The 24,938-nt window shown below is 52.0% G+C and carries 20 protein-coding genes; 1 reads left to right on the top strand and 19 read right to left on the bottom strand.

The genetic code is table 11. The annotated features are described in order from the left end of the window. Nucleotides 1–7: 7 nt before the first annotated feature. From BUB52_RS04740 to trpB, 18 genes are all read right to left on the bottom strand, one after another. Nucleotides 8–928 (bottom strand): glycosyltransferase, encoded by a 921-nt coding sequence (locus BUB52_RS04740; protein WP_039951221.1) that lies wholly within the window; start codon nt 926–928, stop codon nt 8–10. Between the two features lie 6 nt (nt 929–934). Continuing rightward, on the bottom strand, nt 935–2,062 hold the full coding sequence (locus BUB52_RS04735) for a glycosyltransferase family protein (RefSeq protein WP_009123363.1): 1,128 nt from the start codon (nt 2,060–2,062) through the stop codon (nt 935–937). A gap of 10 nt (nt 2,063–2,072) precedes the next feature. Further along, nucleotides 2,073–3,197 carry a glycosyltransferase family 4 protein gene (locus BUB52_RS04730; protein ID WP_039951222.1) on the bottom strand — a complete coding sequence of 375 codons (1,125 nt, stop codon included), beginning with the start codon at nt 3,195–3,197 and terminating at the stop codon, nt 2,073–2,075. A 12-nt stretch (nt 3,198–3,209) separates the two neighbouring features. Next, nucleotides 3,210–4,400, bottom strand: a complete 1,191-nt coding sequence (locus tag BUB52_RS04725) for a glycosyltransferase family 2 protein (protein WP_009123366.1) — start codon at nt 4,398–4,400, stop codon at nt 3,210–3,212. After that, nucleotides 4,397–5,875 carry an O-antigen ligase family protein gene (locus BUB52_RS04720; protein ID WP_009123367.1) on the bottom strand — a complete coding sequence of 493 codons (1,479 nt, stop codon included), beginning with the start codon at nt 5,873–5,875 and terminating at the stop codon, nt 4,397–4,399. The genes BUB52_RS04725 and BUB52_RS04720 overlap by 4 nt, the downstream gene beginning before the upstream one ends. Then, nucleotides 5,872–8,031 carry a GumC family protein gene (locus tag BUB52_RS04715; RefSeq protein WP_009123368.1) on the bottom strand — a complete coding sequence of 720 codons (2,160 nt, stop codon included), beginning with the start codon at nt 8,029–8,031 and terminating at the stop codon, nt 5,872–5,874. Before BUB52_RS04715 ends, BUB52_RS04720 begins: the two co-directional genes overlap by 4 nt. Before the next feature lie 6 nt (nt 8,032–8,037). Further along, entirely contained in the window at nt 8,038–8,877 is an 840-nt protein-coding gene (locus BUB52_RS04710; RefSeq protein ID WP_009123369.1) for a TolC family protein, read from the bottom strand. Between the two features lie 28 nt (nt 8,878–8,905). Next, nucleotides 8,906–10,072 carry a sugar transferase gene (locus tag BUB52_RS04705; RefSeq protein ID WP_009123370.1) on the bottom strand — a complete coding sequence of 389 codons (1,167 nt, stop codon included), beginning with the start codon at nt 10,070–10,072 and terminating at the stop codon, nt 8,906–8,908. Between the two features lie 18 nt (nt 10,073–10,090). Next, nucleotides 10,091–10,450 carry a response regulator gene (locus tag BUB52_RS04700; protein WP_009123371.1) on the bottom strand — a complete coding sequence of 120 codons (360 nt, stop codon included), beginning with the start codon at nt 10,448–10,450 and terminating at the stop codon, nt 10,091–10,093. 166 nt (nt 10,451–10,616) lie between these two features. Continuing rightward, nucleotides 10,617–13,241 carry an LruC domain-containing protein gene (locus tag BUB52_RS04695; protein WP_039951223.1) on the bottom strand — a complete coding sequence of 875 codons (2,625 nt, stop codon included), beginning with the start codon at nt 13,239–13,241 and terminating at the stop codon, nt 10,617–10,619. A 246-nt stretch (nt 13,242–13,487) separates the two neighbouring features. Continuing rightward, nucleotides 13,488–14,528, bottom strand: a complete 1,041-nt coding sequence (locus BUB52_RS04690) for an asparaginase (protein ID WP_009123373.1) — start codon at nt 14,526–14,528, stop codon at nt 13,488–13,490. Nucleotides 14,529–14,612: 84 nt separating this feature from the next. Continuing rightward, complete coding sequence (gene trpA / locus BUB52_RS04685; RefSeq protein ID WP_009123374.1) at nt 14,613–15,392, bottom strand: tryptophan synthase subunit alpha; 780 nt, start codon at nt 15,390–15,392, stop codon at nt 14,613–14,615. Between the two features lie 58 nt (nt 15,393–15,450). Further along, nucleotides 15,451–16,086 carry a phosphoribosylanthranilate isomerase gene (locus BUB52_RS04680; protein WP_009123375.1) on the bottom strand — a complete coding sequence of 212 codons (636 nt, stop codon included), beginning with the start codon at nt 16,084–16,086 and terminating at the stop codon, nt 15,451–15,453. 42 nt (nt 16,087–16,128) lie between these two features. Next, a complete protein-coding gene (locus BUB52_RS04675) occupies nt 16,129–17,061 on the bottom strand; it encodes an indole-3-glycerol phosphate synthase TrpC (RefSeq protein ID WP_009123376.1) in 933 nt (310 codons plus the stop codon). 214 nt (nt 17,062–17,275) lie between these two features. Then, nucleotides 17,276–18,274 carry an anthranilate phosphoribosyltransferase gene (gene trpD / locus BUB52_RS04670; protein ID WP_009123377.1) on the bottom strand — a complete coding sequence of 333 codons (999 nt, stop codon included), beginning with the start codon at nt 18,272–18,274 and terminating at the stop codon, nt 17,276–17,278. Nucleotides 18,275–18,647: 373 nt separating this feature from the next. Beyond that, the gene (locus BUB52_RS04665; RefSeq protein ID WP_039951226.1) at nt 18,648–19,253 is read right to left on the bottom strand and encodes an anthranilate synthase component II; all 606 of its coding nucleotides are present in this window, start codon (nt 19,251–19,253) and stop codon (nt 18,648–18,650) included. 34 nt (nt 19,254–19,287) lie between these two features. Continuing rightward, on the bottom strand, nt 19,288–20,715 hold the full coding sequence (locus BUB52_RS04660; protein WP_039951224.1) for an anthranilate synthase component I family protein: 1,428 nt from the start codon (nt 20,713–20,715) through the stop codon (nt 19,288–19,290). A 133-nt stretch (nt 20,716–20,848) separates the two neighbouring features. Then, a complete protein-coding gene (gene trpB / locus BUB52_RS04655) occupies nt 20,849–22,030 on the bottom strand; it encodes a tryptophan synthase subunit beta (protein ID WP_039951228.1) in 1,182 nt (393 codons plus the stop codon). A gap of 546 nt (nt 22,031–22,576) precedes the next feature. Between trpB and BUB52_RS04645 the strand changes: the two genes are divergently transcribed. After that, entirely contained in the window at nt 22,577–23,155 is a 579-nt protein-coding gene (locus BUB52_RS04645; RefSeq protein WP_009123383.1) for an HdeD family acid-resistance protein, read from the top strand. Nucleotides 23,156–23,346: 191 nt separating this feature from the next. Here BUB52_RS04645 and BUB52_RS04640 read toward each other — a convergent pair whose 3' ends face one another. After that, nucleotides 23,347–24,306 carry a DUF5106 domain-containing protein gene (locus tag BUB52_RS04640; protein WP_009123384.1) on the bottom strand — a complete coding sequence of 320 codons (960 nt, stop codon included), beginning with the start codon at nt 24,304–24,306 and terminating at the stop codon, nt 23,347–23,349. Nucleotides 24,307–24,938 lie beyond the last annotated feature (632 nt).

Here is a 24,938-nt window from a genome sequence, read left to right as displayed (position 1 = left end):
TCTTTTCCTATTTCTTTTTCAGCCAGAACACAGCCCAGTTCCTGAAACTGACGTACTTTCCGAGCCGCAGGCGTCTGAAGCGGCAGGCGGTTTCCACTTTTTCGAGCAGCGACATCCGGTGTCCCGCCCAGATTACATCGTTCAGGGTGTAGGACAGGTATTTGCCGATAACCGCTTTCCATTCGGGGCGTTCCTCTCCGAGCGCGCGCATCCGGGTGCATACGGCGGTGTATCCCTCGATGTTGCGCATTCCGAAGCGGCCGGTCATGGTGGAGCTGCCCCGCACCCTGCGCTTGAAGTAGGGTTGCGCTATATAGCGCGCCCGACGGGCGTTCAGCAGCACATCCATCGCGAAGACATGGTCTTCGTGGATAATTCCTGAGGGGAACCCCTTGAAGCATCGCTCCAGAAAGGAGCGTCTTGTGAAGAACAGGCACGGCGAGATAAGCAGCTTGCGGTGATTTATCTCGAAGTCCAACAGCTCGATGCCGTTCCACAGCTTGTTTTCATCCACGATGCCTTTTCTGCGGTAATCGTAGAGGTTCGGCGTGTGGCGGTCTTCCAGGATGGTTTCGGCATCGAAGAAAGCGAAGTCCAGCTTGTGCCGCTCGCATTCTTCGTGGCAGTGCCGCAGGGCGTCCCTGCCCAACAGGTCGTCGCTGTCCATGAAGTATATATACCTGCCCGTGGCAAGCGCCAGGGCGGTGTTGCGCGCCACTCCCTGACCTTGGTTGGGCTGCGCGTGCCACCGTATCCGCGCGTCGCGTTCCGCGTATTCTTCAATGATGCCGCGGCTTCCGTCGGTGGAGCCGTCGTCAATGAGGATTATCTCCAGCTCTTTCAAGGTCTGGTCGCAAATGCTGTCCAGCGCCTTGCGCAGGTAGGCGGCGGTGTTGTATATGGGGATGATGACGGAGACTTCGGGCATGGCGTTCTATTTTTTCATTCGTACGATATGTTCATATACTTTCTTCATCTGTTCCCGCCAGGAGAGGTGGCGGATGGAATCTCTTATTTCCGGCGGCGTCACGGTCATGCTTTGGTAAAACTCTATCAGGGCGGGGATGCTGACGGGGCTGTCGTCGGCGGGGACTTTGAACGTGTAGGGCATGCGGTCGAAGTCGTCGTCCGTCTCGGAGTAGACGAAACCGAATCCGCGCGCCGCGTATTCCCTGTTTTTCAGCGTCTTGATGTTGTATATGCCGCTGCGATGCCGTGCCAGGCTGCCTACGGCGAAGTCCGCCCGGTTGAAAAGCGCGTCCAGCTCCTCGCCGTGCTTTGCTCCGTACAGGGTGACGAACGGTTGCAGGCGGTAGCGGCGGATGGGCGCCGCGATTTCTTCCGCTTCGCGCCTGCCGCTCGGTTTGCCTACCAGGTGGAAGCGGACTTTATATTCGGGATGGCCGCTGTAATACTCTCCCAGACCTTTCAGCAGGCGGTCGAAGCCGTGCCAGAAGTGGATTTCGGCAACTCCTATCAGGTTCAGCTCTCCGGCTGTGCCGTGCCGGGGGGAGCGCAGGGGGATGCGGTCGAAATCTATTCCGTTGGATATGCGGATGGTGGGGCGGCCGAATATGCGCTCGTCGTCGGAGAAGGTGACGATGAAATCGACGTACTTGCAGAAGGCGCGGCGGAACAGCTTGTCCGTATACAGCTGCGCTTTCTCCCTGACGGAAGCGTATTCGTGGTCGTAGGGGTATGTGGGTATCTCCAGCAACACGCCGACGCCTTGCTTTTTCAGTGTCCTCACGAAGTGTATGGTGAAGGGGTTGGCGTTGTGGTAGGAACGGATATAGACGCACCGGATGCCTTCCCGGCGGACGTATCGCAGGATGGGGGCGAACGACAGCCGCTTTTTGAGCTTGGCGGGTATTCCCTTGCCCAAATCGGCGAGCACTTCTTCGTCTGTCATCCACTTACGGCTGCCGTCGCCGGCGACCTCGTAGCGGCAGACGCGGACATCCGCCCCGCATTGCCTGAGGGCGTCCGCCTGGTAGCCGATTTTCTTGCTGATACCGTTGTACTCTTGGAATCCGTAGAAGACGAGGAAAAGGATTTTCATGGGGCGGCGGTTATTTGAATAGGGAACGATATACTTGAATCAGCTCGTCGGCCGTCTTTTCCCACGAGAATTGCCGGGCGCGCAGCAGTCCGTATTTCCGCTGCCGCCGGTAGAGCGTGTCCTCGTTTTCGAGACGCAGCACCGCGCGGGCTATCTCTTCCGGCCGGCAGGGGTCTATGGCCAGTATGCCGGGGCCGCCCACTTCGGGCATGGAAGAGGTGTTTCCCGTAATGACGGGAGTGCCGCAGGCCATGGCTTCCACCAGCGGGATGCCGAAACTCTCGCGCAGCGAGGGGTAGAGGAAGGCGAACGCGGCGTTATACAGCGTGGCGAGGTCGGCGTTGCGGATGTAGCCCGGGTAGTAGAGGTGCTGTTTCAGGGCGTTGCCGATGCCTTCCTGCTGAAGCAGGCTGTCTATGCGGCTTTCTGTGAGGTCGGCGATGAGTAGCGGACGCTTTACGGACGACTGTTCCAGATAGAGGCGGTAGGCTTTCAGCACCCGCGCGGCGTTCTTTTTGGGGTCTGTGTTGCCCAGGAAGAACAGGAAGTCTTTTTGGGGGATATAGCGGTTTACTACCTGCATGTCTATGTCGTCCATCGGGCGGAAATGCTTGTTGCAGCCGTTGTAGATGGTCGTGATGCGGTCTGCGGGGATGTTCAGGGCTTCGCGGATGCGGTTGCGCTCAAAGTGCGAGACGGTGATGATTTTCCGGCATTTCTTCAGAATCCGGGGCACGGTGAGGCGGCGGTAGTGCCACCCCATTTCCTGATAGAGCGAGGGGCTGCGGTGCAGGCGGGGCTCCAGATAGATGATGTCGTGAAGTGTCAGCACCAGCGGAACCGGACAGCATAGCGGGGCTGTATTGGACGTGCAGTGCAGCAGGTCGGCGCCCAGGCGTTTCACCGCCAGCGGCAGGGCTGTCTGCTCCCAAAGCGGGTAGGTGGGGCACGCCACTTCCACGATGGAGAGGTTGGCGGACTCTTCCAGGCAACGGTCGGCGCCCGGAGCGACGATGATGTAATATTCGTTGCCGTCGTTCCGCTTCTGCAATTCGCGGATGGTTTCCAGCGCTACGAAATCCATGCCGTGCTTGTCGGGACGGAAAATCCGTTGGGCTTCTATGGCTATCTTCATGTTGTGCGCTCCTTATCTCTTTTTATGGAAGAACCGTTTGATATGGCTGAATACGGCTGTGAACATAAGCACCGGGAGCGCCCAGATGGCCTTGCGGAGACGGCGGCTGGCCTCTCCTTCGGGCAGCGCCATGAGGAAAGCGAGGATAAGCGCGGCAAACAGCACGTACCACTTGGGAGCCAGCGTCCAGTCCAGCAGGGTGACGCCCGCGGTGCACAGCAGCACCAGCGCGATAAGCAGGAAACGGGAAGGCATCAGCCACTGGAACAGTTTGAGGGCGTAGTCCCATTCGCCTTTCAGCAGCACCAGCGGGAGATACCTCAGCGCGAAGAATGTGCTGGTGTACTGCGCGCGTATCCAACTGATGCGCTGTGTCTGGTAGCCGTCGGCGTTGTCCTCTTTCTTGCTGTAACACACCACTTCCGCCAGGTATTCGGTGTAGATGTTCTGCTCCAGCAGGGCGGTTTCCATCGCCTTGCTTATGTCGGAGCCTTTCAACTTGGGAGCGCGTTCGTGGAACATGACGAAATCGAACGCCATGGCCGAACCGATGAGAGCCGAGGAAAAGCCCATGCGGGTGTGCGCCAGACGGAAAAGATTGTTGTTGATTTCCTCGCTGGTGGCATTGAGGACGGCGATGCTGGTGTTCAGGTTCTCCGCCATGCGGTGCGCCTGGATGGAGTCGCAGCCGGAGTAATAGGCGTCGTTGAACAGGCTGAGGGCGTTCGGCACGATGTGGTTGTCGGAATTGAAGAGCACAATCATGTCGTATTCGTCGGGAGCATAGCGTTCCATCACCTGCTGGATGGCGTAGACCTTGGTGCAGTACTCCTTGTCGGGCACTACGATGTTTACGGGCATTTGCAGCAGGGTGATAAGGTCTTCTTCGGGCAGTTGGGTGGCCGCTACGGCCACGTCGTACTTGTCGCGCGGGTATTGCTGGGTGTCCAGAAAGCGGTTGATGGATTCAATCACCTCTTTCCCGTTGCGCAACACCGTGAAAAGCACCAGGAAACGGTGCTGTACGGCTGCCGCCGGGTAGGGGTTCCTGTACTTTCCGAGCGAGAAGAGCGCGCAAAGAAGCAAGTAGGCCACCGGAATGGCCAGCAGCAGGAACAGGACGGAATCTGTCATTTGTAACGCGTTGTTGTTCTCATCCATCCACCAGTCTATACTGAATATGTTAAAAATATCGGACATCATAGCGTCGAATCTTTTTTAGTTGCGGTTAATAATGCTTGTTGTTTTTCAATCGTCAGACGTTCGTCTATATATTTCCCGTTCATCAGTATGCCCAGGAACATAATCATCATGATGCCGGTGGGGAACTGGGTGAAAAACGCGTTCCCGTATGCGCTGAGCATCATGCCGAATACGCCGCAGGCAAGCGCGGTGAGCAGGTGGCGCAGCTCGTCGTTCCTCACCTTGAACATGATGTAGTAGCATCCCCACAGCAGGCTGCCCGCGTAAATCAGCAGGTAGAGGATGATGCCTACGATGCCCGTTTCCGTCCATATCTTGACGTAGGTGGAGTCGTTGGGGATGGTGGTGGTCAGTCTGTTGCCGAATCTCCGGGCTTCCACGCCGCCCAGGCCGAGACCTTCGCCGAAGGGCTTGTTTCTGAGGTATTCCGCCAGCTTTTGCCTGTTCTGTTTTCTTACCAGATAGGACGCGTCTTTATTCGGACGGAACGCCGTGCGCATACGCCGTATCATGTAGTTGCTCTCGCCCGCGTATGTAAACGCGAAGAAGACGTAGATGCATATTCCCCCCACCGTGGCGGCGCTCATCAGCCTGATGTTTTTACTGATAAGCGCGAAGAGCAGCAGGCCGCCCAGAGGCACCACGATGGCTCCCCGGGTGCCCGTAGTGAACATGGAGTACAGTGAAAGCGCGGAGACGCAGAGGTAATATGTTTTCAGGCCGGGTTTCTTGCTGAACAGGCCGGTGATGCCGAACAGTACGCAGGTGAATCCCATGTTGGAACCGTAATTGCCCGCATCGGTGAAAATAGAGAAATAGCGGGTGATTTGGGGCAGCAGGTGCGTCTTGTACATGCCGCTTTCCATCAGGACATCGTACTCGATGGCGTCGAACCCGATGAATTTCTGCCAGAAGCCTTTCAGTATGGCGATGAGCGTCAGTAGGGAGAACAGGAACATCAGCCGGCCGATTTGCTTGTAGGACGTTGCCAGCAGCACCGTGATTAAGGAGACGAGGAACGTGTTGTAAATGAATCCTCTGGAATAAATCCACGCTTCCAGGGACGCGGTGGGGTTGACGACTTCCATCAGGCAGTATACCGCCAGCGCCGCGCCCCCTATGGTGAGGATGTTGGCGGCCTGCTTCCAGGGGAAACGGTAGCGCAGCGCGGTCTGGATGATGATGATAAGCAGTACGCTCCACCAGATGACGTCCGACAGTACGCTGAGCCCGTCCTGCCGGCTGTAACGGGCCAGCGGGGTGAAGAAGTAATTGAAGATGAACAGCAGGAAGATGAAGCGTTCCGGCTTGCGGAGATGCAGAATCAGGATGCATAAGAGGGCGGGCAGCACGGCCACCAGTGCCGCTATCGCCAGATTTTGCCGCAGGGTGGCCGCCACGATGCAGCCTAACCCGATGCAGAGTATGGCAAAGGTGAGGGTGGGAGATGATATGTAACTTCGCTTGATGCTCATTTTACGGCGGCTTTTTTGGCGGTCAGTCCCAGTTGCGACAATCGGCTGACGAAGCTGTGGAGTGGTGTCTTGGGCGGTAATTCGCCGGTGAATGATTCCACGACTTCACGGTCGGCATTGTTGAGGTAAAGCGATAACGGGGTGTCACCCAGCATTTCTTTGATGGATTTCAGGTTGATGTCGTCGTTCTTACCCCACAAACGGCAGGCATTGGCTATGAGCAGGTTGAAATCGGCCTGTTTCAGCACGGCCAGAGGCAGGCTGGAGCTGCTTACGGACGGGTATTCCACGAGGATGATATCGGGTATCTGCTCGGCGGAGTTCAACTCCCAGAAGTCGGATAGCCGCTGCGCCCGGATGTATTTCTTGTCGTTGGTTTCAAAATCGACGCCGTGCCTTACGATACGGGTGCGGAGCCCCTCGGACGCCCAATGGTCGGCAAAGTATTTGGCCAGGAAGCTCTTGCCTTCCCGTTCTTCCATGCTGAGCAGGTTGATGACGGTGGGACGGCCTGTTGCCAGGTATTTGTTGAGCCGGTGGCAGGAGTAGGCGGCGGCACGGCGGTTGCATACTTTCAGGAATCCCCGGAATTTCAGGTTGCTGATGCCGTTGAACGCGGCGATGACGGGCAGGCCGCTAAGGCGGTGGCTGCGTTCGGCGTCACGGAGCGTACGGTCTATTAGCTCGATGATGAGGAAGTAGAAAGTGATGAATATCAAACTGCCTATCAGGGCTGCCACGATGTAGAGCATGCGCTTGCGCCCGTTGTCGGTGAGCGGGAACTCGGGCGGGGCGATGATTTGCAGGTTGGCGGTGGTCATTTTGATGTTTTGCAGGCGGAGCCGCGCTTCGGACAGGCCGCGGAGCTGTTCGCGGTAGGTGTCCTCGGCTATGCCGATGGCGCGCTCCTTGCGGTTGACCTGCGTGCCCACGGGGGCGAATTCCCGGTATTGGTTCAGGATGTCGTTCCGGCGCTCGCGAAGGACTTTCAGCTCGGCCTGCGCCTTGGCCTCGTTGATGCACGCCACCAGCCATTCCGTTACCATATTATCGATGCCGACCCCTTCTTTGGTGAAATTGTATTCGTTGAGGTTGTCGGAAATATGGCTGATTCTGTCTTCGGAGTTCCGTAAATCGGTTTTGTTTTGCTGCAACTGCCTGTTGTCTTTCAGCTCCGTGTCCGTCGAGAAGATTTCCTGCTCCAGAATGTTCTGGTTCAGCTCCGTTACTTTCTCAAGCTCTTTGAGCAGCTTGGTGTTGTCGCGGATTATCTTGGCGCGGATGTCCATTTTGTCTTCCAGCATCCGGCGGAGCGCCACAGCGCTCCGGTAGGTGCGCCGGGCGAGTTCCTCGCGGTCGTCCAGGTCGTATTTGGTGATGGCCAGCTCCTTGCTCTGGTTGTCGTAGTTGATTACCGAATGTTCTACGTTATAGCGCATCAGGTTGTCTTCTTCTTTGTTGAGGTTGATTTTGGCGAGCCTCACTTGCTCCTCAAAGTAAGCGATGGCGCTGTTGGTGGCGCTGAAACGGAGTATTTCGTATGCCTTGATAAGCTCGTCCTCTAAAATCCGGATGGTGTTTTGGGTGATGCCCGGGTCGGGACTTGTGTAGGTGAAGCTTATCAGGTCGCTCGTGCCCAGACGCTTTACGATGATTTGGTCGAGCGCCTCGAAGCCGTAAAACTCCGTGGGACGGCTGAACATGGAATATACGAAGTTCGCGGCGCTTTCCTGACGGTATTTTTGCAGGTTCCCGACGGTCTTCTCCAACGAGGAACGGTCTACCAGAGCCAGCACTTCTTTGGGAGTCCTTTGCAGGAGTTGGCGGTAGTGCTTTGCCTGGATGTACATATTGTCTTGCCACTCCTCGCCATACACAAGGTTGGTGGCCAGCAGGCGGAGCGAGACTTGCTCCAGGGTGCTTTTGGACTTGGCGATGTTGATGAGATTGTCGAACGTACTGCTGATGTTCTCGACCTTGCTGCCGTCGATGTTGGTGACGTTGGTGACGCCGGCGTAGATATTGCTGTTTACAGTATAGCTGAATGGCAGGAACTGGGTGAAGTACGCCACCAGCACGGTGACGATGAATCCGCCCCACAACAGCCAGTAACGGATGCGGTAAAAGAATTGGGCTATAAACTGTACTATATCCATAAGACTTTATTTCCCTTTGATTATTTTTACGTTGGTCAGCATCTCGAGTAAAATGATGGCGTTATGCAGCGAGACGCGCGCCTCGGCATAGGAAGTCACCGCCCCGGAACGGCGCGCGCGCTCCAGTGACAGCGAGATGATGTCTATTTTGCCTTGTATGAAATTGTTCTCCGAGATTTTCATCTGGGCGTTGTAGAGGGCGGCATTCTCCGCTTTGGCTTTGATGGTTGCCAGTTGCGCCGTCACATTGTTATAGGCTTCCAGCACTTTGAGCCGCCGTTCTTCCATCACTTCTTCCTGCGTGTATTGGAGTTGTTCGATGTTGTAACGATAGTTTTTCAGCCGGAGCGGGCGGTTGAACAAATCGCCGAGGCCTACGCTGAAGCTGGCGCCTACGTTGAAGGTGTGGCGGGAGCTGGCTGTGGTGGACTGATACCAGTCGGTGAAGGAGTCGCTGTTGTCGTTCAGCACGTTGTAACGCCCGTAGGCGTAGTTCCCGTTCAGCCGGAAGTAGTTCCACCAGTTCCTTTTTTCTATGCGGTACTGGTTCTTTACCTGCTCTACCTGGGACTGCGCCCGTTTTACGGTGGCGTTTTCTATCACGGCATCCATGAATACGGAAAGGGGCGGCAGCTCGAAGCCTTCTATGTAGTGCCGCGTCTCCGGCAGGTTGTCTCCCGAGACGCTCTTTTCCAGAATGGCGTCGCTCTCTTTCAACGCTTCCAGGATTTTGATTCGCTCTTCACGCGTCATGTCTTTCTGGGCGCCGGCAGGCAGGGGTGACAGGAACAGAATAAGTGTAACTGCACAGAGATGTAATAAGGTATATGTACGGGCTTTTATCATTCGTCTGTTTTGTTTTTGGTTTTAATGATTACACGTTTTCTTTCTGTACAAAAGCGGTGAACGTCCTGAGAAGTATCTTCATGTCCAGCAGGAAACTGAATTCCTGCGCGTATTTGATGTCGAGCTGCTTCCGTTCTTCCGCCGACATCTTGCCGGCTCCGCCGCGTTTCTCCACTTGCCAAAGCCCGGTCAGTCCGGAAGGCGCCATGAAGCGGTCTATGTACGCGTCGCTGGTCAGCAGCTCGGCTTCGTAGAGCGGGAGAGGGCGGTTGCCTACGATGCTCATGTCGCCCTTTAGAACGTTGAATAGCTGTGGAAGCTCGTCGATGCTGTATTTGCGGATGAAACGGCCGATGCGTGTGACGCGCGGGTCGTTCTCTATCTTGACAAACGGGCTTTCTTTGGATTGGGCTTTTTGTTTCAAAAAATCTTTCTCCGGTATGATGAAATCGTCCGAAATCAGCAGGTCGGCTTCTTCGTCGGGGGAGCCTGTAAGCTCGTCGAAACGGATGTCGGGAGTGCAGTCCGCTATTTCTTCTTCCAGCTTGTACTGGTTGAGGGCGTTGAGCTCTTTCAGCCGTTTGTCCGCATCGGTGTACATGGAACGGAATTTCAGGAAGTTGAATATCCGGTAATTACTGCCTACACGTTGCGACTTGTAAATGACCTTGCCTTTGCTCTCGAGACGGATGGCGACGGCTGTGCCGATGAGCAGCGGAGAAAGGAGTACCAATGCGCATGCGGCGAATAATACGTCGAACGCGCGTTTCCATGCGGGCAGGTGAAACGTGTTGAGCATCTTCCGGTGGGTACGGCTGAATTCCTGCATTTTGTGCTTTTGGCGTATCTGCAGGAACCGGGTCATGCTGCGGATGCTCTCTGCGTCGGCCTGCGGCGGCAGTGTGTTGCTGACGCCTGCCAGCAGATAGGCCTTGCGCTCTTCTGCCTGTAATCCTTCGGTGATAAGGGTGATGTAGACGCGTGGAAATCTCCTGTGAAGGCAGGCGATGTCGAGGCAGTCCTTTCCGGGGTCGGTTTGCTCGTAAAGGATGGATGTGTTATACCGTTCGCGGATGCCGTCTATGATGACGGCCGCTTTATCGGCGCAGGAAACAGTAACGAACATGCCATCCGTAACCTTGCTCAGATGGTCGATGGCGGTTTGGCCGTTTCCTATGTAGATATAATATAACATATCTTCCTTGCTGCTTTTTTAGATGTATTTCTTGATGCGCGCCCTGAGTTCCAGCGGGTTGAATGGCTTGAGTATGTAATCCGCCGCCCCGGCTTCGAGCAACTGGATGCGCTCGACGGTGCTTTCCTCACTGGAGAGCATCACTACGGGGATGTGCCTGAACAGCTCGTTTCCTTTCAGATAGTACAGGAATTCGTTGCCACGCATATGGGGCATGTGGATGTCGGAGATGATAAGGTCGGGAATATTGCCTTCGTTAAGCCACTCAAGGGCCTTTAAGGGGTTTTCAAAATATTCCAGGTCGTATTCTGTCCCTAAATAGATCTTGAGTACGCGGCCTATGGTGGCTTTGTCATCAACCAATAAGATTTTTTTCATTGCTCTGTTTATTATAGCGCTGTTGCTTTGTTTGTTTACTATGCAGTAACAAAAGTAACTATTATTTTTTATTAAACTCGTCCGATTGCTAATAACAATGAAGACTTGTTAACCTACTTTAACGGCAAAGTGAGAAAAAACGTGAGAATGTGTATATCGGTGTACTTTAGTCTTTATTGAGCGGAGTCAGATTTTCAATAGGATATACGTCTTGGTTGTGCGACCGGTACCAGTCGTTGTCTTGTTGTCCGCCGGTGGTAATCCACGACCGGAACTTATCGTATACCATCGTGACTTTCTTGTTCTCCGCAGGCCATGCGAACTCTTGGGGAATCACGACCGCCCAGGCAAGGTTCTCTTGGCTGAGATAGTACCTGTTTTCGGCGGCGGATGAGCCGTCGTTACCGCTGTTGAAGTAATGAGTACCGCCCAAGTCGGTCGGAGCGAAGCCCGCTATGTGCACTTCCGTACGCTTTCCTTTGGCTGTGGCGGGAGCTGTGATGGCAAAGATATCGATGTGGTTGATATTCAGGTCTTCCGGCTTCACGTTGGCAGAGGCGGGAATTTCCATGATAATGTTGTATTCCTTGGTGTCCTTCTTGAACGGGCCGCCGACAATGGTGTTGATGCGCTTCTCCGTGTCGGTGTATCGGCCGCCCCACAATTCGGTGCGCGCGTCACCGAAGAGGATATAGGTGGGGATGCTTTGCCGCTCCTCGAATGATACGTCCTCACCGCCGATTCTGAATTTATCGGGCTTCATGTTTCGGGGGAATTTGGTGAAGCGGATGCCTGCTCCCAATGTCTTGGTGGCGCCTGTCGCGCGTAATTCGAGGGTCATTCTGAGGCGGGTCACGATGCCGTTTTTGTCTACTTGCAGCTCTTTTCTGGACATTACGATTACGAGGTCGTTCATGTCAAAGTCACCGTATACAGGCCAGTTGTCCTCGAAGGCGAAAGTGTATACGTCGCTATCTTCGATTTCGATGGGGAAGTCGGGGTCTTTCTCTTCTTCGCCTTTGTTGCCTTCGTCGTAGATGCCGCCGCAAGTCTCGATAGTGTATTTGGATTCGTCATAACCGGTATTGACGCTTTCGTTCTTTTTAAACGGGCGATACCGGTCGGGGCCTTCTATCTTTCCTTCTATGACCAGATTGTTGCTTAACAATTGGACGGTAGTGGGTTGCTCGAATTTAATTGTTCCGGCCTTAATCATCGACTTGTCGTCGTTGGTGACGTTCACCGCCCGGAAAATGACGTCGCCGCGTTTTACTCTGAACTCTTTGGCTTTAATCATGGAGCCGTCTGTCAGCGTGAACCTGGCATTGCTCAGGGTTTCTATTTCGGGTACGGGCAGCCATTCGGTGTCGGTTTCGTCGGCACGGCCGGCAGTGATGGAGCCTTTGTTTAATGTCACGTTTCTGAACTTGAATTCCTTTTTGACGATGACGGTGCAACTGTTGTATAGAACATCGGATGACGAGTTCGTGAATTTGGATGTTTCGATGAAACCGTCGTTGTAGACGGACAGGCCGCCTTCTATTTCATGACCGCTGATGCGGGCTTCATAGTGGTTGACGATGGCGGTTGCGGTGGAGTTGTTGGTTTCTATTTCACCGTCCGCTTCGTCGAAGCTGATATTGCCGTAGTTGAATAGCTGACTGCCGTTGAGGTCTATATCGGTGGCGCTGGTTAAATCCGCCTTGTTCAGTATCCGGGCATTTACGAAGTTGAATTCATGGGCGCTTAATGTGCCGTGATTGATGACGTTGCTGCCGTTGATAGTGATTTCATCGTCTGCTTCGATGTTCCCCGCGTTAAATAATTCCGGGCGGTTTCCGAGATTCATGCTCAGCTCTTTGCCGACCTTGATGCTTCCGAAATTCTTGGTGGGGCATCCTAATTTGAGAGAGGTACATTCGAGGCTGCCGCCGCTTTGCAGGGCGAGGGTATTGTTGTTGCCGACGGTAAGGGCGTTGGCGATGATTTTACCGCCATTCATTACGTATATATCGAGGTTTGAATGATTATCGCTTAGTTTCCAAACACCTTGTACGAATACGGTTGCCCTGCCTCTGTTTGTTCTTAGCTGCACAAGGTAGGGAGAGGCTGAAGTGTATTCCTTTCCTATAATATACTCGGCGCCGTCGGCCAGTACGCCTTCATCCCAAGGATTGTCGGAGATATAGCCGTCCGATGTGCCCGGGACGGCGGGGATGACTTCCGCTTCTTTATATTCCTTATCGGCGATTTCCGTTATGCCGGCTGCTCGGGCTGCTTCGGCTGCCGGGTTGGAATTGGCTGTAACTCTGCTTGCCGCTCTTGTTTTTGTGCCGGTTGAAACGCTGTATAACTTACACTCCAATGCTCCGCCGTTTTCGGGAATGTCGTATTCGTAGACTTCCTTGCGCTGCTTTGGGTCGGTCTGACGGATGAACAGTCTCGCGGTTGCTTTGGAGACGTTGATTTCCGCGTTGTAGTTTCCGTCCTTATCGGCGGTACCCACTGCGATAGGCGCGGCGCTTACATCGGATATCGGGTTGGCGGTGAATACTTCGATAAGGTACTTGTATCGACCGTCAAACTCGTCGTTTACCTCGACGTTCAGATTTACGGTGTTAATCATAGACCAGTTAAAACCGTCAGGGGCGGCGAAATCTTCTCCTAACGGATTTTCTTTCGGTTCCGTCTGAATCCCCCTTTCAGGATCGTACACATCATCCGTGCAACCGGCAAACGCCAAAGTTCCGGCTATGGCTGCCATAACTGAAAAACGGTAGAATAATTTCATAAGCCAATCTATAAAAATTTCTGATGTTTTGTTTGCTTCTTGAGTAAAATAATCAACTTTCAGTTCGTTTACGCCGCAAAAATAGCCATATTATTCGGATTATTAGTTGTAAATATTGTCTTTTTTGATAAAATAGGGTGGATATTTTGTTAAATCCGGCCATTTGCCGGTCTTGAAAACTTGTAAATACTATCCAGAGCGGGTGAGGGAAAAAGTCAGAAGGGGGGAGAAGAAAAAAAGAGGAAATTACTCTTTTGTAATTTCCCCTGCTAAATCCGAATTCATCCGGTGACGAATTTCTGTCTGGTCCAGCCCGTGTCCGAGCAGGAACATGAGCTTTGTAACGGCGCACTCGGGCGTACTGTCGTAGCCGCTGATAACGCCGGCTTGAAGAAGATGCAGGCCGGTTTCGTAACGCCCCATCTCTACGCCGCCGCTTTGGCACTGGGTGATGTTGACGATGACGATGCCGCGCTCTGTGGCATCCTTTAGTTGCCGGATGAACCACTCCTTTTGGGGAGCGTTGCCGGAACCGAATGTCTTGAGAACCACCGCTTTCAACCCCGGAACGTGCAGTACGGAATTGATGATGCTTTCCTGAATGCCCGGAAACAGGGTGAGGACTACGACGTTGGTGTCGAAGAGATAATGCGGTTTCATCGGCCGTGCAGGGTCGGGGCGACGGATGCTGTGCTCGTTGTAGCGGATATGGATGCCTGCTTTTGCCAGGGCGGGATAGTTGAAGGAGCGGAAAGCGTTGAAATTTTCGGCATTGATTTTGGTTGTCCGGTTGCCCCGCATCAGTTCGTTCTCGAAGAAGATGCATACTTCGGGAACGATGGCGGTGCCGTCGGGATGCTTGGCGGCGGCTATTTCGATGGAAGTAATCAGATTTTCCTTTCCGTCCGTGCGCAAGGTTCCGATAGGCAGCTGCGAACCGGTAAGGATAACCGGCTTCGCGAGGTTTTCGAGCATGAAGCTGAGCGCCGATGCCGTATACGCCATCGTGTCGGTGCCGTGCAGGATGACAAAGCCGTCAAAGTTATCGTAGTTATCATTTATGATTTCGACAATCTTGGCCCACAGAGAAGGTTCCATATCAGAGGAGTCGATGGGCGGGTCGAACTGATAGGACGAGATACGGTAGTTGAAGCGTTTCAATTCGGGGACATGCTTGAGCAGGTGGTCGAAATTGAAATTTTCCAGTGCGCCGGTTTCCGGGTTTTCTATCATTCCGATAGTTCCGCCTGTGTAAATTAAGAGAACGGAAGGGTAATCTGCTTTCATAAATATCTCGTTTTTCTTCTTTTTCGGGCACAAAGATAGGAAAAAAAGTGATAAGGTGGTAATGATAAAGTAATAACCCTTTTATCATCCTTGCTCCAAGTCCTCTTTCAGGTGCGCGACGGCTTTTCCGGCATCTCCTTTATATTCGTTGAGCAGAGTGACGAAGCGGCTTCCGATGATGGCTCCGGACGAATGGGAGCAGGCGGCATTGAACGTCTGTTTATTGCTGATGCCGAAACCTACCATACGCGGATTGCGCAGGTTCATGTCCTGAATCTTCTTGAAGTAGGCTTGTTTCCGGGTGTCGAAATCCTTTTGCGCGCCGGTGGTGGCTGCCGACGACACCATATAAATGAATCCGTCGGTGTGGGCATCTATCTCGCGGACGCGCTTTTCGCTGGTTTCGGGGGTGATGAGCATGATGATGCGGATGTCGTACTTTTGCGCGACGGCCTTATAGTTCGCCTCGTATTCCCTGAAGGGCAGGTCGGGGATGATGACGCCGTCGATGCCACATTCCGTACATTTCCGGCAGAAGGCTTCAAAGCCGAAGTGCAGGATAGGATTGAGATATCCCATCAATATCAGCGGTATGCGGACATCGCGGCGGATGTCACGCAGCTGGTCAAAGAGGATGCGGAGAGACATTCCGTTGCGCAGGGCACGGGTGGCGGCATCCTGAATGACGATGCCGTCCGCCATGGGGTCGCTGAAGGGGATGCCGATTTCTATCATATCCACTCCGTTCTTTTCGAGCGTGCGGATAACATCGGCTGTGCCGTCGAGTGTGGGGCAGCCGGCACAAAAGTAGATAGACAGCAGGTTTTGGGGGCTGTTCTGGAAAAGTTGGTTGATACGGTTCATAGTGAGTTCGTTATTATGGATTTATTGTTGTCTGTTACGTTATCGGCGGGTAGCGGTGCTACTTGCCGGCAGGTTCGCCGCCTCTTATTTCCTGAAGGAATTTTCCGATGCGTTCCACGTCTTTTTTGCCCGGAGCCGTTTCGAAGCGGCTGTTGATGTCGATGCCGGCCAGTTTGGGGTGATGGAACTCCCTGATTGCTTTGACGCTGTAAGGGTTGATGCCGCCGCTGAGCAGAAAGGGTGTCATTCCGGTGTATCGAAGCAGCAGGTTCCAGTCGAACTGATTGCCGGAACCGCCATACTGTGGCGTTTTGGTGTCAAACAGGTAATAGTCGCATAATCCCTTGTAGGCGGAGACGGCCGCCAAATCCTTGGGGTGCGCGATGGAGAAAGCTTTGATGAGATGCAGGCCGTTGTTGCATAAAGAACGGCAGTACTCGGGCGATTCGTTGCCGTGGAGCTGGATATAATCCAGCGCAAAACGGTCGGTGTACATCAGGATGTCGTCCTTGTTTTCGTTTACGAAGACGCCGACACGCTTTGCGTGCACAGGCAGGTATGCCGGCATTTCGCACAGGCAACGGGGAGACTTGGGGTAGAAGATGAAACCTATCATATCTACGTCCAGTTGCTCTACATTGCGGATGTTTTCCGCTTCGGTCATACCACATACTTTGATAATAAGAGAAGCCATGGGAGTTACTGTTTACTATATTTATGATTCATTATTCATTGCTCACAAAGATTTCTGTGCTTCGGTTTCCTCGATGCCTTGTATGAAGCCTTTCAGCGCGTCTCCCGGCTGCGGGGTTTTCATAAAGGTTTCTCCGATAAGGAAGCCTCGGAAACCGGCGGTGCGCAGGCGGCAGATGGTTTCGGGGTGCGAAATACCGCTTTCCGAAACAAGTAGCGGCTGATGTCGGGGGGTATCGGAAGAGCCTTGGGCGTTGGGAACGTTACGTGCATCGGAAATGTTACAGGCATCGGGAGCGTCTTGAGCGTCGGAAATGTTACGGACGCCGGCTATCGCCTGCCGGAGTTGTCCGGCTATGCGGAACGAGTTCTCCACATCGGTGACGAATGTGCCGAGGTTGCGGTTGTTGACGCCTACCATGTCCACATCCTTACTTATATAAGCAAGTTCGCGGGGGCTGTGGATTTCGAGCAGCACTTCCAGTCCCAGGGCGTGCGCCCGGGCGGTGAGGTCGGCGCATTCTTCCTGCGTCAGACAGGCGGCGATGAGCAATACGGCGTCCGCACCTGCGATACGTGCTTGCAGCAGTTGGTATTCGTCGATGATGAAGTCTTTTCTCAAGATAGGAATGTCGACCAGCGGACGTGCCGTACGGATGTCCCGCAACGAACCGCCGAAGAATTTCTCATCCGTAAGGATGGAGATGGCGGAAGCGCCTGCCGCCTTGTATGCGGCTGGTATTTCGTCGGCTTTGGCCGTCTCGTATATCCAGCCTTTCGAGGGCGAGCGCCGCTTGAACTCGGCAATGATTCCCGCGGGTGAGGAAGCCAGCGCACGTTTCATGCTGCGGCGTGGGGCAGGGGAGTTTTCCATTAGGTCGCGTACTTGCTCGCGCAACTGTTCGGGTGAAACAGCCTGTTTCTGCAATTCCACTTCGATTCGTTTGTGGTCTGTTATTTCAGATAGAATATCCATAGGAGGGGAGGGGTGAGTTATAAGTTATGAGTTATGAGTTATGGGTTGGGGGTGATATGGCGCTGTTTAAGTAAATGCGTATAATCGGTTAATCCTATCTGTCATTCAGAGCGAAGAATCTTCTCTCTTCTTGACATTCACATAAAGACTTGTATTCACAAAGGGAAGAGATGCTTCGCTTCTCTCTGAATGACAGTATAGCATAACTTGATTTTCAACCTTTACTTATTTCTATAAACTTTTTCAATGTCTTCAACGCCCGTCCGCTTTCCAGTGATTCGCGGGCTATGGCGATGCATTCTTCAATCTCCTTTTCCGGTTCCATGACCTGAATGGCAAAGGCGGCATTGACAATGACACATTGCGTCTGGGCGGCTTCCGCACGGTTGTTCAGGACATTATCGAAGATGCGTGCCGCGTCTTCCTTACATGCTCCGCCGGAAAGCTCTTCGGGACGTACCGCGCTGAAACCGAGAGCTTGCGGACGATAGATGCGCTCATAATTGCGTGTCATTACCTTGAATTCATCGGTCAGCGAGATTTCATCGTAATTGTCCAGGCTGTTGACGACGGCAAAGTCGATACCGAGCTTGTAGAAAACATTTGTGTAGAGACGCATCTGCGAGAGGTCTGCCACACCCAGCAGCTGATAAGCGGGTTTGCACGGATTCACCAGCGGGCCCAGCAGGTTGAACAGCGTCCGTACTCCCAACGCTTTGCGCACAGAACCGACGGTTTTCATTGCCGGATTGAACAGTTGGGCGTGCAGGTAGGCAATGTTGCATTCTTCCATGCTGCGCTTCAGGATGTCGGGATTATTGGTGAAGCGCACGCCATGCTGCTCTATTACGTTGCTTGCCCCGCTGACGGAAGTAGCGCCGTAATTGCCGTGCTTGGCCACTTTGTAACCCGCTCCCGCCACAATGAAGCAGGCGCAGGTGGAGATGTTGAACGTGTTCTTTCCGTCACCGCCCGTACCTACGATGTCAATGGGGCGATAGGGCGCGAAGTCTATCGGGACTCGTGTTTCCATAAGTGCTTCGCGAAAGCCTGTCAGTTCGTCTACTGTGATGCCGCGCATCTGAAAAACAGTGAGTAACGCTGCTATCTGCGCCTCGGGATACATCTCCCGGCTGATGTTGAGCAGGATTTGTCTGGACTCCTCTGCGGTGAGCTCTTCGTGATTGAAGAGGCGGGTTAATATTGTTTTCATCTGTTTAAGTCAGTGATTAAAAAGTTTATAGTTGATGTATGGCTAAGCATGAGTGCTGATATCAGTAATCGAATATGTTTCCGAGTAACGTTTTTTTGTTCTCGTGAGGCGCTTGCTTCACTCCCGTGAGATGCCTGCCCGGCTCTTGTGAGGTGCGCGGTCAGCTTCCATGAGGTGTGCGGTCGGCTCTCACGAAGTGCCTGCTCGATTCTCGCGAAGTGCCTGCTCGGTTCTCACGAAGTGCTTGCTTGGCTTTCACGCAGTGTGCGCTTGTTTTTCACGCAGTGTGCGCTTGTTTTTCACGCAATGTGCACCTGTACTTATGAGGCCGCTTGTACCTTATGAGGTCTGCGCTGCATCCTCGTGAACTGTGTCATTTACCTTCATAAGCTGCGCCGTTTATTCCGTCCTTTTCGTCACCGTCCAGCCAATTTTTCATAATCTGCTTTCCGTCCGGGGTCAACACGGATTCCGGATGAAACTGAATGCCGTGAACGTCGTACTCCCGGTGTTTCAACGCCATAATCTGCCCTTCGGGACTGACGGCTGTAACGGCAAGCGTTGCAGGCAGTCCTTCCGTATCCACTACCCAAGAATGGTAGCGCCCCACAGGTATTTTCTCAGGCAGTCCCCGGAAAATGTAATCCGGTTCTGTCAGCCGTATATCGGTCTGTACGCCGTGAAACACCTTGCTGAGATTGACCAATCTCCCGCCGAATACCTGTCCGATAGCCTGCTCTCCCAGGCACACTCCCAATATCGGTTTCTTTCCGGAATAGGTACGTATGACATCCGGTAACAACCCCGCTTCTTCGGGCACACCGGGGCCGGGAGAAAGAAGAATCTTATCATATTTCTCCAGTTCGTCCATTTTGAATCGGTCGTTGCGCAACACATCCACCGTTGCTCCGAGTTCTTTCACCAGATGCGCAAGGTTGTAGGTGAAAGAGTCGTAATTGTCTATGATTACTATTTTCATTTCCATATCTTTCAAAATTTTCATCCTTTATTCTTCATACTTCATCCTCATTCTTCATTTCTTTCATTCTCTCCGCCATTACAATCGCCTTCTTCAATGCTCCCAGTTTGTTGTTCACCTCTTGCAGCTCGTATTCGTCATTGCTTTTGGCTACGATGCCGCCGCCTGCCTGAAACCACAGTACCCCGTTGCGGCTGACGAATGTGCGGATGGTGATGGCCTGATTCAGACTGCCGTTCAGACCGATGAACCCGATGCAACCGCCGTAGGCGCCACGATTATGCGGCTCCAGTTCGCTGATGAGCTGCATGGCGCGTACTTTCGGCGCACCGCTCAATGTTCCGGCGGGGAAGGTGTCGATGAACGCCTTGATAGGATCGGCTTCGCTGTTCAGCGTACCGCTGACGCGGCTCACGAGGTGAATGACGTGGCTGTAATATTGCATCTCCTTGTAGAAATCCACTTTCACGTCGTGGCAGTTGCGGCTGAGGTCGTTGCGGGCGAGGTCTACCAGCATCACGTGCTCCGCGTTTTCTTTCGGGTCGTCGTGCAGGTAACGGGCGTTTACGGCATCCTGCTCCGGGTCGCCGGTGCGCTTGGTAGTGCCGGCAATGGGGTCTATATAGGCATGGCGTCCTTCGATGCGGCAGTGCGTTTCGGGCGATGAGCCGAAGATACGGAAACCGCCGAAGTCAAAGTAAAACAGGTAGGGAGAGGGGTTGATGCTGCGCAGAGCGCGATAGAGCTTGAAATCGTCGCCTGTGAAACGTTGCTCGAAGCGGCGGGAGAGGACTATCTGGAAAACATCACCCCGCATGCAGTGGGCTATTCCTTGGCGGATGTTGGCTTTGTGCTCCTCGTCCGTCAGCGGAGAGGTCGTTTCGCCTACGGCACGGAAGTCGTAAACGGTATAATTGCGGTTGTGAATGGCTTTCCGTACTTTGTCCAGCTCGCTTTTCCCGCCGGGAGCCAGCATTTCCAGCAACAGCATCTCGTTCTTGAAGTCGTTGAAAACGATGAGATACTTGTATAATATGTATAGCATATCCGGCGCATCGTTGGTGGCTTCGCGGCTGTCCTTTACGGGAATGTTCTCGAAATAGCGTACGGCGTTGAAAGAGGTGTAGCCGTACAGCCCGCAATAGTCGCTGTACTCGCCTTCCACATGAAAGCGGTTGAGAAAGTCCCGCAGAGCATTCTCCGCACGGTACTCTCCGGTAACGGGATGTTCCTCGCGTGTGCCGTCGGGCAGGCGGAATACGGCGGTTCCGTGGTCTATGCTGACGCTTGCCACCGGACAAAGCCCGATGAAAGAACGGTTGTTCTCGCTGCCGTGATAATCGGAACTCTCCATGAGCGCGCTTTGAGGAAAGATGTCGCGCACTTTCAGATAAGTGCTTACGGGAGTATGCAGGTCGCCAAGCACTGTACGGCTGACCGTTTGATAATTATATTGTTTCATTGCTTCCTTTATTGAGTAAATAGTAACAGTAAATAGTAGTAACAGTAAGTAGTAGCAGTCAGTTGTAACAGTCAGTTTATATCACAAACCCTCATAACTTATAACTCATAACTTATAACTCATAACTCATAACTCATAACTCATAACTTAAATACGTTTCCACATCCTTATCCCCCCGTCCCGAAACGGTCAGTACCACCACATCGTCGGGTTTGAAGTTCAGTTTCTCCAAGGCGCCGAGGGCGTGGGCGCTTTCCAATGCGGGGATGATGCCTTCGAGCTTTGTCAGTTCGTAAGCGGCGCGGATAGCCTCGTCGTCATTTACGGAGAGTACGATGGCGCGTTTCCGTGCGGCAAGGTTGGCGTGCATGGGACCTATGCCCGGATAATCCAGTCCGGCGGAGATGGAGTAAGGTTCCTCAATCTGCCCGTCCTCGTTCTGGATGACGTAGGTGCGCGCTCCATGAATGATGCCCAGTTTGCCGAGGGCGATGGTGGCGGCCGTCATGCCCGTTTCCACTCCTTTACCGCCGGCTTCGGCGAGAACTATCTGCGCGCGTTCGTCGTCGACATAGTGGTAAATGGTTCCGGCGGCATTGCTTCCGCCGCCTACGCAGGCTATGAGATAGTCCGGACAATCGCGCCCTTCCTTTTCCATGAGCTGCTTCTTAATCTCCTCGCTGATAACCGATTGCAGGCGTGCCACCATATCGGGATAGGGGTGCGGGCCTACGGTGGAGCCGATGATGTAATAGGTGTCGGCAGGGTGGCAGCACCAGTCGCGTATGGCCTCGTTGGTGGCGTCTTTCAAGGTCATGTTGCCGCTGGTTACGGGGACTACGGTTGCTCCCAGCATCTTCATTTTCTCTACGTTGATGTGCTGACGCTCCACATCGGTCTTGCCCATATATACGATGCACTCCATATTCATCAATGCGCAGACGGTGGCGGTGGCGACGCCGTGCTGTCCCGCTCCTGTCTCGGCGATGATGCGGTGCTTGCCCATGCGGCGCGCCAGCAAAATCTGGCCGATGGTATTGTTGATTTTGTGCGCGCCGGTGTGGTTCAGGTCTTCCCGTTTCAGATAAATCCTGCAACCGTACTTCTCCGACAGGCGTTTGGCCTGATACAGCGGAGAAGGACGCCCTACGTAGTCGCGCAGCAACTGGTCGTACTCCCGCTTGAAATCCTCACTTTGCAGAACGTCAAGATAGGTGTTCTGCAACTCCTCTACACATCTGTGGAGTATCTCGGGAACGTATGCCCCGCCGAATTCTCCGTAATAGCCTTCTTTGTCAACTAAGAAACTCGCCATATTATTGTCTTTTTTATTATTTATCATTTTACCATTGATTTGATAGGGGGGAGATGTACATCGCTTAAACGAAAAAAGCCCCGTCGCTTGGTGCGACAGGGCTCTTTTTATATCTATCATATATTACATATATACATACGAGCACTGCTCCCTTACGACTGCCGGAGTTGTAACGGGTGCCACCACCAATATGTATTTACGAACATTGTTTTCATTGTCTTTTTTTATTTTAACCGAGGCAAATATAAGCACATTGTTTTAATCGCCAAAATAAATCTTACTTTTTTTTCGTATAAGAACATTTTTCTTAAAATTTTGTTCTTTATAGCGGATAACAGCTATTATTTACTATTAAAAAGAAAGGAACAAACTATGAAGCGAAAACATTTGATTGTCGTAGGCGCGATTATTGCCATTGTCTTATTGCTATATTGGCTTTTTATAGCCGAAGACTTGAACGCCTGGCTCAATGTGAACTGATTTTTCGGTATTATCATGCGGGGTTGTTCAGATAAATAATGTATCTTCGCAAAAAATCAAAAACTCATGAAAGGATTAAGTTATTCATTCTTGCGCGCCGTGTGCGCGCTGGTAATAGGCTTGGTGTTGGTGATGTTTCCCGACCAGGCCGGTGATTATTTTGTGATAACGATCGGTGTCATTTTCCTTGTGCCTTCGCTCATCAGTATTATAGGATATTATGCTCAGAGTGCCGAGGTGCGCCGCCGTTTTCCTATCGAGGGGATAGGCAGCTTGCTGTTCGGATTGTGGCTGGTTATTATGCCGGGCTTTTTTGCCGATTTGCTGACGTTCGTGCTGGGCTTTATCCTTGTAATGGGCGGTGTGCAGCAGATAGCTTCGCTTTCGGCTGCCCGCAGATGGACACCTGTGCCGGGCGGATTCTACGTTGTTCCGGTACTGATATTGCTTGCCGGATTGATTGCCCTGTTCAATCCTACGGGAGTACGCTCTACGGCGTTTATTATTATCGGAATCACCAGTTTGGTTTATGCGGTTTCGGAACTGATAAACTGGTTCAAGTTCACTCGTCTCCGTCCTAAAGCACCAGTTACGGGCGGTAAGGCCGATGATGACGACATCGAAGATGCAAAAATTATAGAATAATGTACGGATTAAACACCGTGTTCTCCGTCATTCATTCAGAGCGCAGCGAAGAATCCACTCCTTTGTGATAGGGAAAAGATTCTTCGCTGCGCTCTGAATGAATGACGGAGAATATTATTCTTTTTTATAAAGGGCGAGGTTCTCTCTGAAAAAACCGTTTATCTCCTTGAAACTCGCTATGCCGAAACTGTTCACTGAATATTCTGCAAGTATTCCTCTATTTCTTTGGTTGTAACGTCTTTCAGCAATACAGTTTTATCCTTATCCAGTAGATACAGGGTTGGGATGGCTTTTAAGTCGTAAAGATTGTTTTGCTCGATTGTCTGTTTCTTGTCATAACCGTTAATCCATTCCACAGGAAAATCCGATAGATGTCTTCGCCATTCCGCCAAATCCGCATCGGGATAAATGGACAGAATTTTCATCCGGCTTTGTGCAGTGGCTTGGTGAATGGAAGGACTGTGTTTCAACGCTTCTATCGTTTCACCGCAAGCGTGGCAACCGGGATTATTGATAAATAGCAATGTGTAAGGAGCTTTGATATTGTACAAGTTGCCCTGCTGGCCATTGGCGAGCGTATAGGTAAAATCCAGCGCTTTTGTACCTACACGGTTTTTCTGCGCCAGTTCCCGCCGGGCTTTCGGACGAATTTTCTCTGTGTCATCCATGACGGAAGATTTCAGCATGGCATCCAGCACGGATATATACAATTCTTCATTACGCATCGGCGAGTTTGGATCGTATAGATATTTGTCCGCAAGGGAAGTCAGGTACATATAGCATTTTTTCTCTTTTTCAGCTTGTGCAAACAAGGTTTTCAAGGCTGTATCCCCTGTTGAAGCGGGTACCAGTCGCAGAATATCAATGAAGTTTACCCATGCTTGCTCCGTCACTTCGGGATGGTGTATGTAATTGGTGTCGGTGAAATTTACATTATCCCAGTAATGACGCGCCAGATAATCGGCACGCAATTCCGGAGTATTCAGCATTGTGGGGATTGTGGGTAATGCGAAAGCGGTTATCGTATCTGTTACGACTACTTTCTCTTGTTTGTTACTTGCCTGTCCGCTGCTGCATGCGCCGTTTGCGCTCGATAGCAAAGAGAGTAATGCGCAAGCTGGTAATAGTTCTATAATCTTTTTGTATCTCATACGGTTTTTATTTAAAAGTAAAATTAGTGCTTTTATTCTTAAATGCCAAATATGTGTATTATGATTCTCATTGCTTTGAACAGTAAATAATGGAAGTAGGAAGCCGCTTTCGCGCGCACGTATATATATAATGTACCTATTTTGTCGGTAGGTATAACACTTTTAAAAGCATATGCTCTACAACATCTTTACTAATCAGCCAGTTACAAAAAAGTTTCAAAAATATTAGGAAAAAGTGAAAGATATATTTGGTCGGTATATTAAAATCCTCTACTTTTGCATCCGCTTTCGAGAACGAGAGCAGCGATAGATTGACATTCTGAAACAAAAGCGCATGAGTGCTGAAGATTAGATAGAAATGAAAAATAAATATCTGAAATTGTTTGGAGTTTATTGAATTTTATCTTTATCTTTGCAGTCCGACTCGCAAAGAAAAGAGCTTTTTGGATTCTTTTCTTTCTCAGTTCTTCCTTTCGCAAGAGAGTTGTTTTGAATGAGAAAAGAATTTAAAAAAAAACTTCCGAAAACATTTGGAAGATATGCTTAAAAGTTTTTACCTTTGCATCCGCTTTTGAAAAGGAGCATTCTTCGAAAAGAAGCGATCTTTGAACAGATTTACATAAACAATACAA

The sequence above is a fragment of the Bacteroides clarus YIT 12056 genome, from assembly GCF_900129655.1.
Classification (GTDB): domain Bacteria; phylum Bacteroidota; class Bacteroidia; order Bacteroidales; family Bacteroidaceae; genus Bacteroides; species Bacteroides clarus.
The sequence above is the reverse complement of the archived record's forward strand: the minus strand, read 5'-3'. Positions and strand labels throughout refer to the sequence as shown.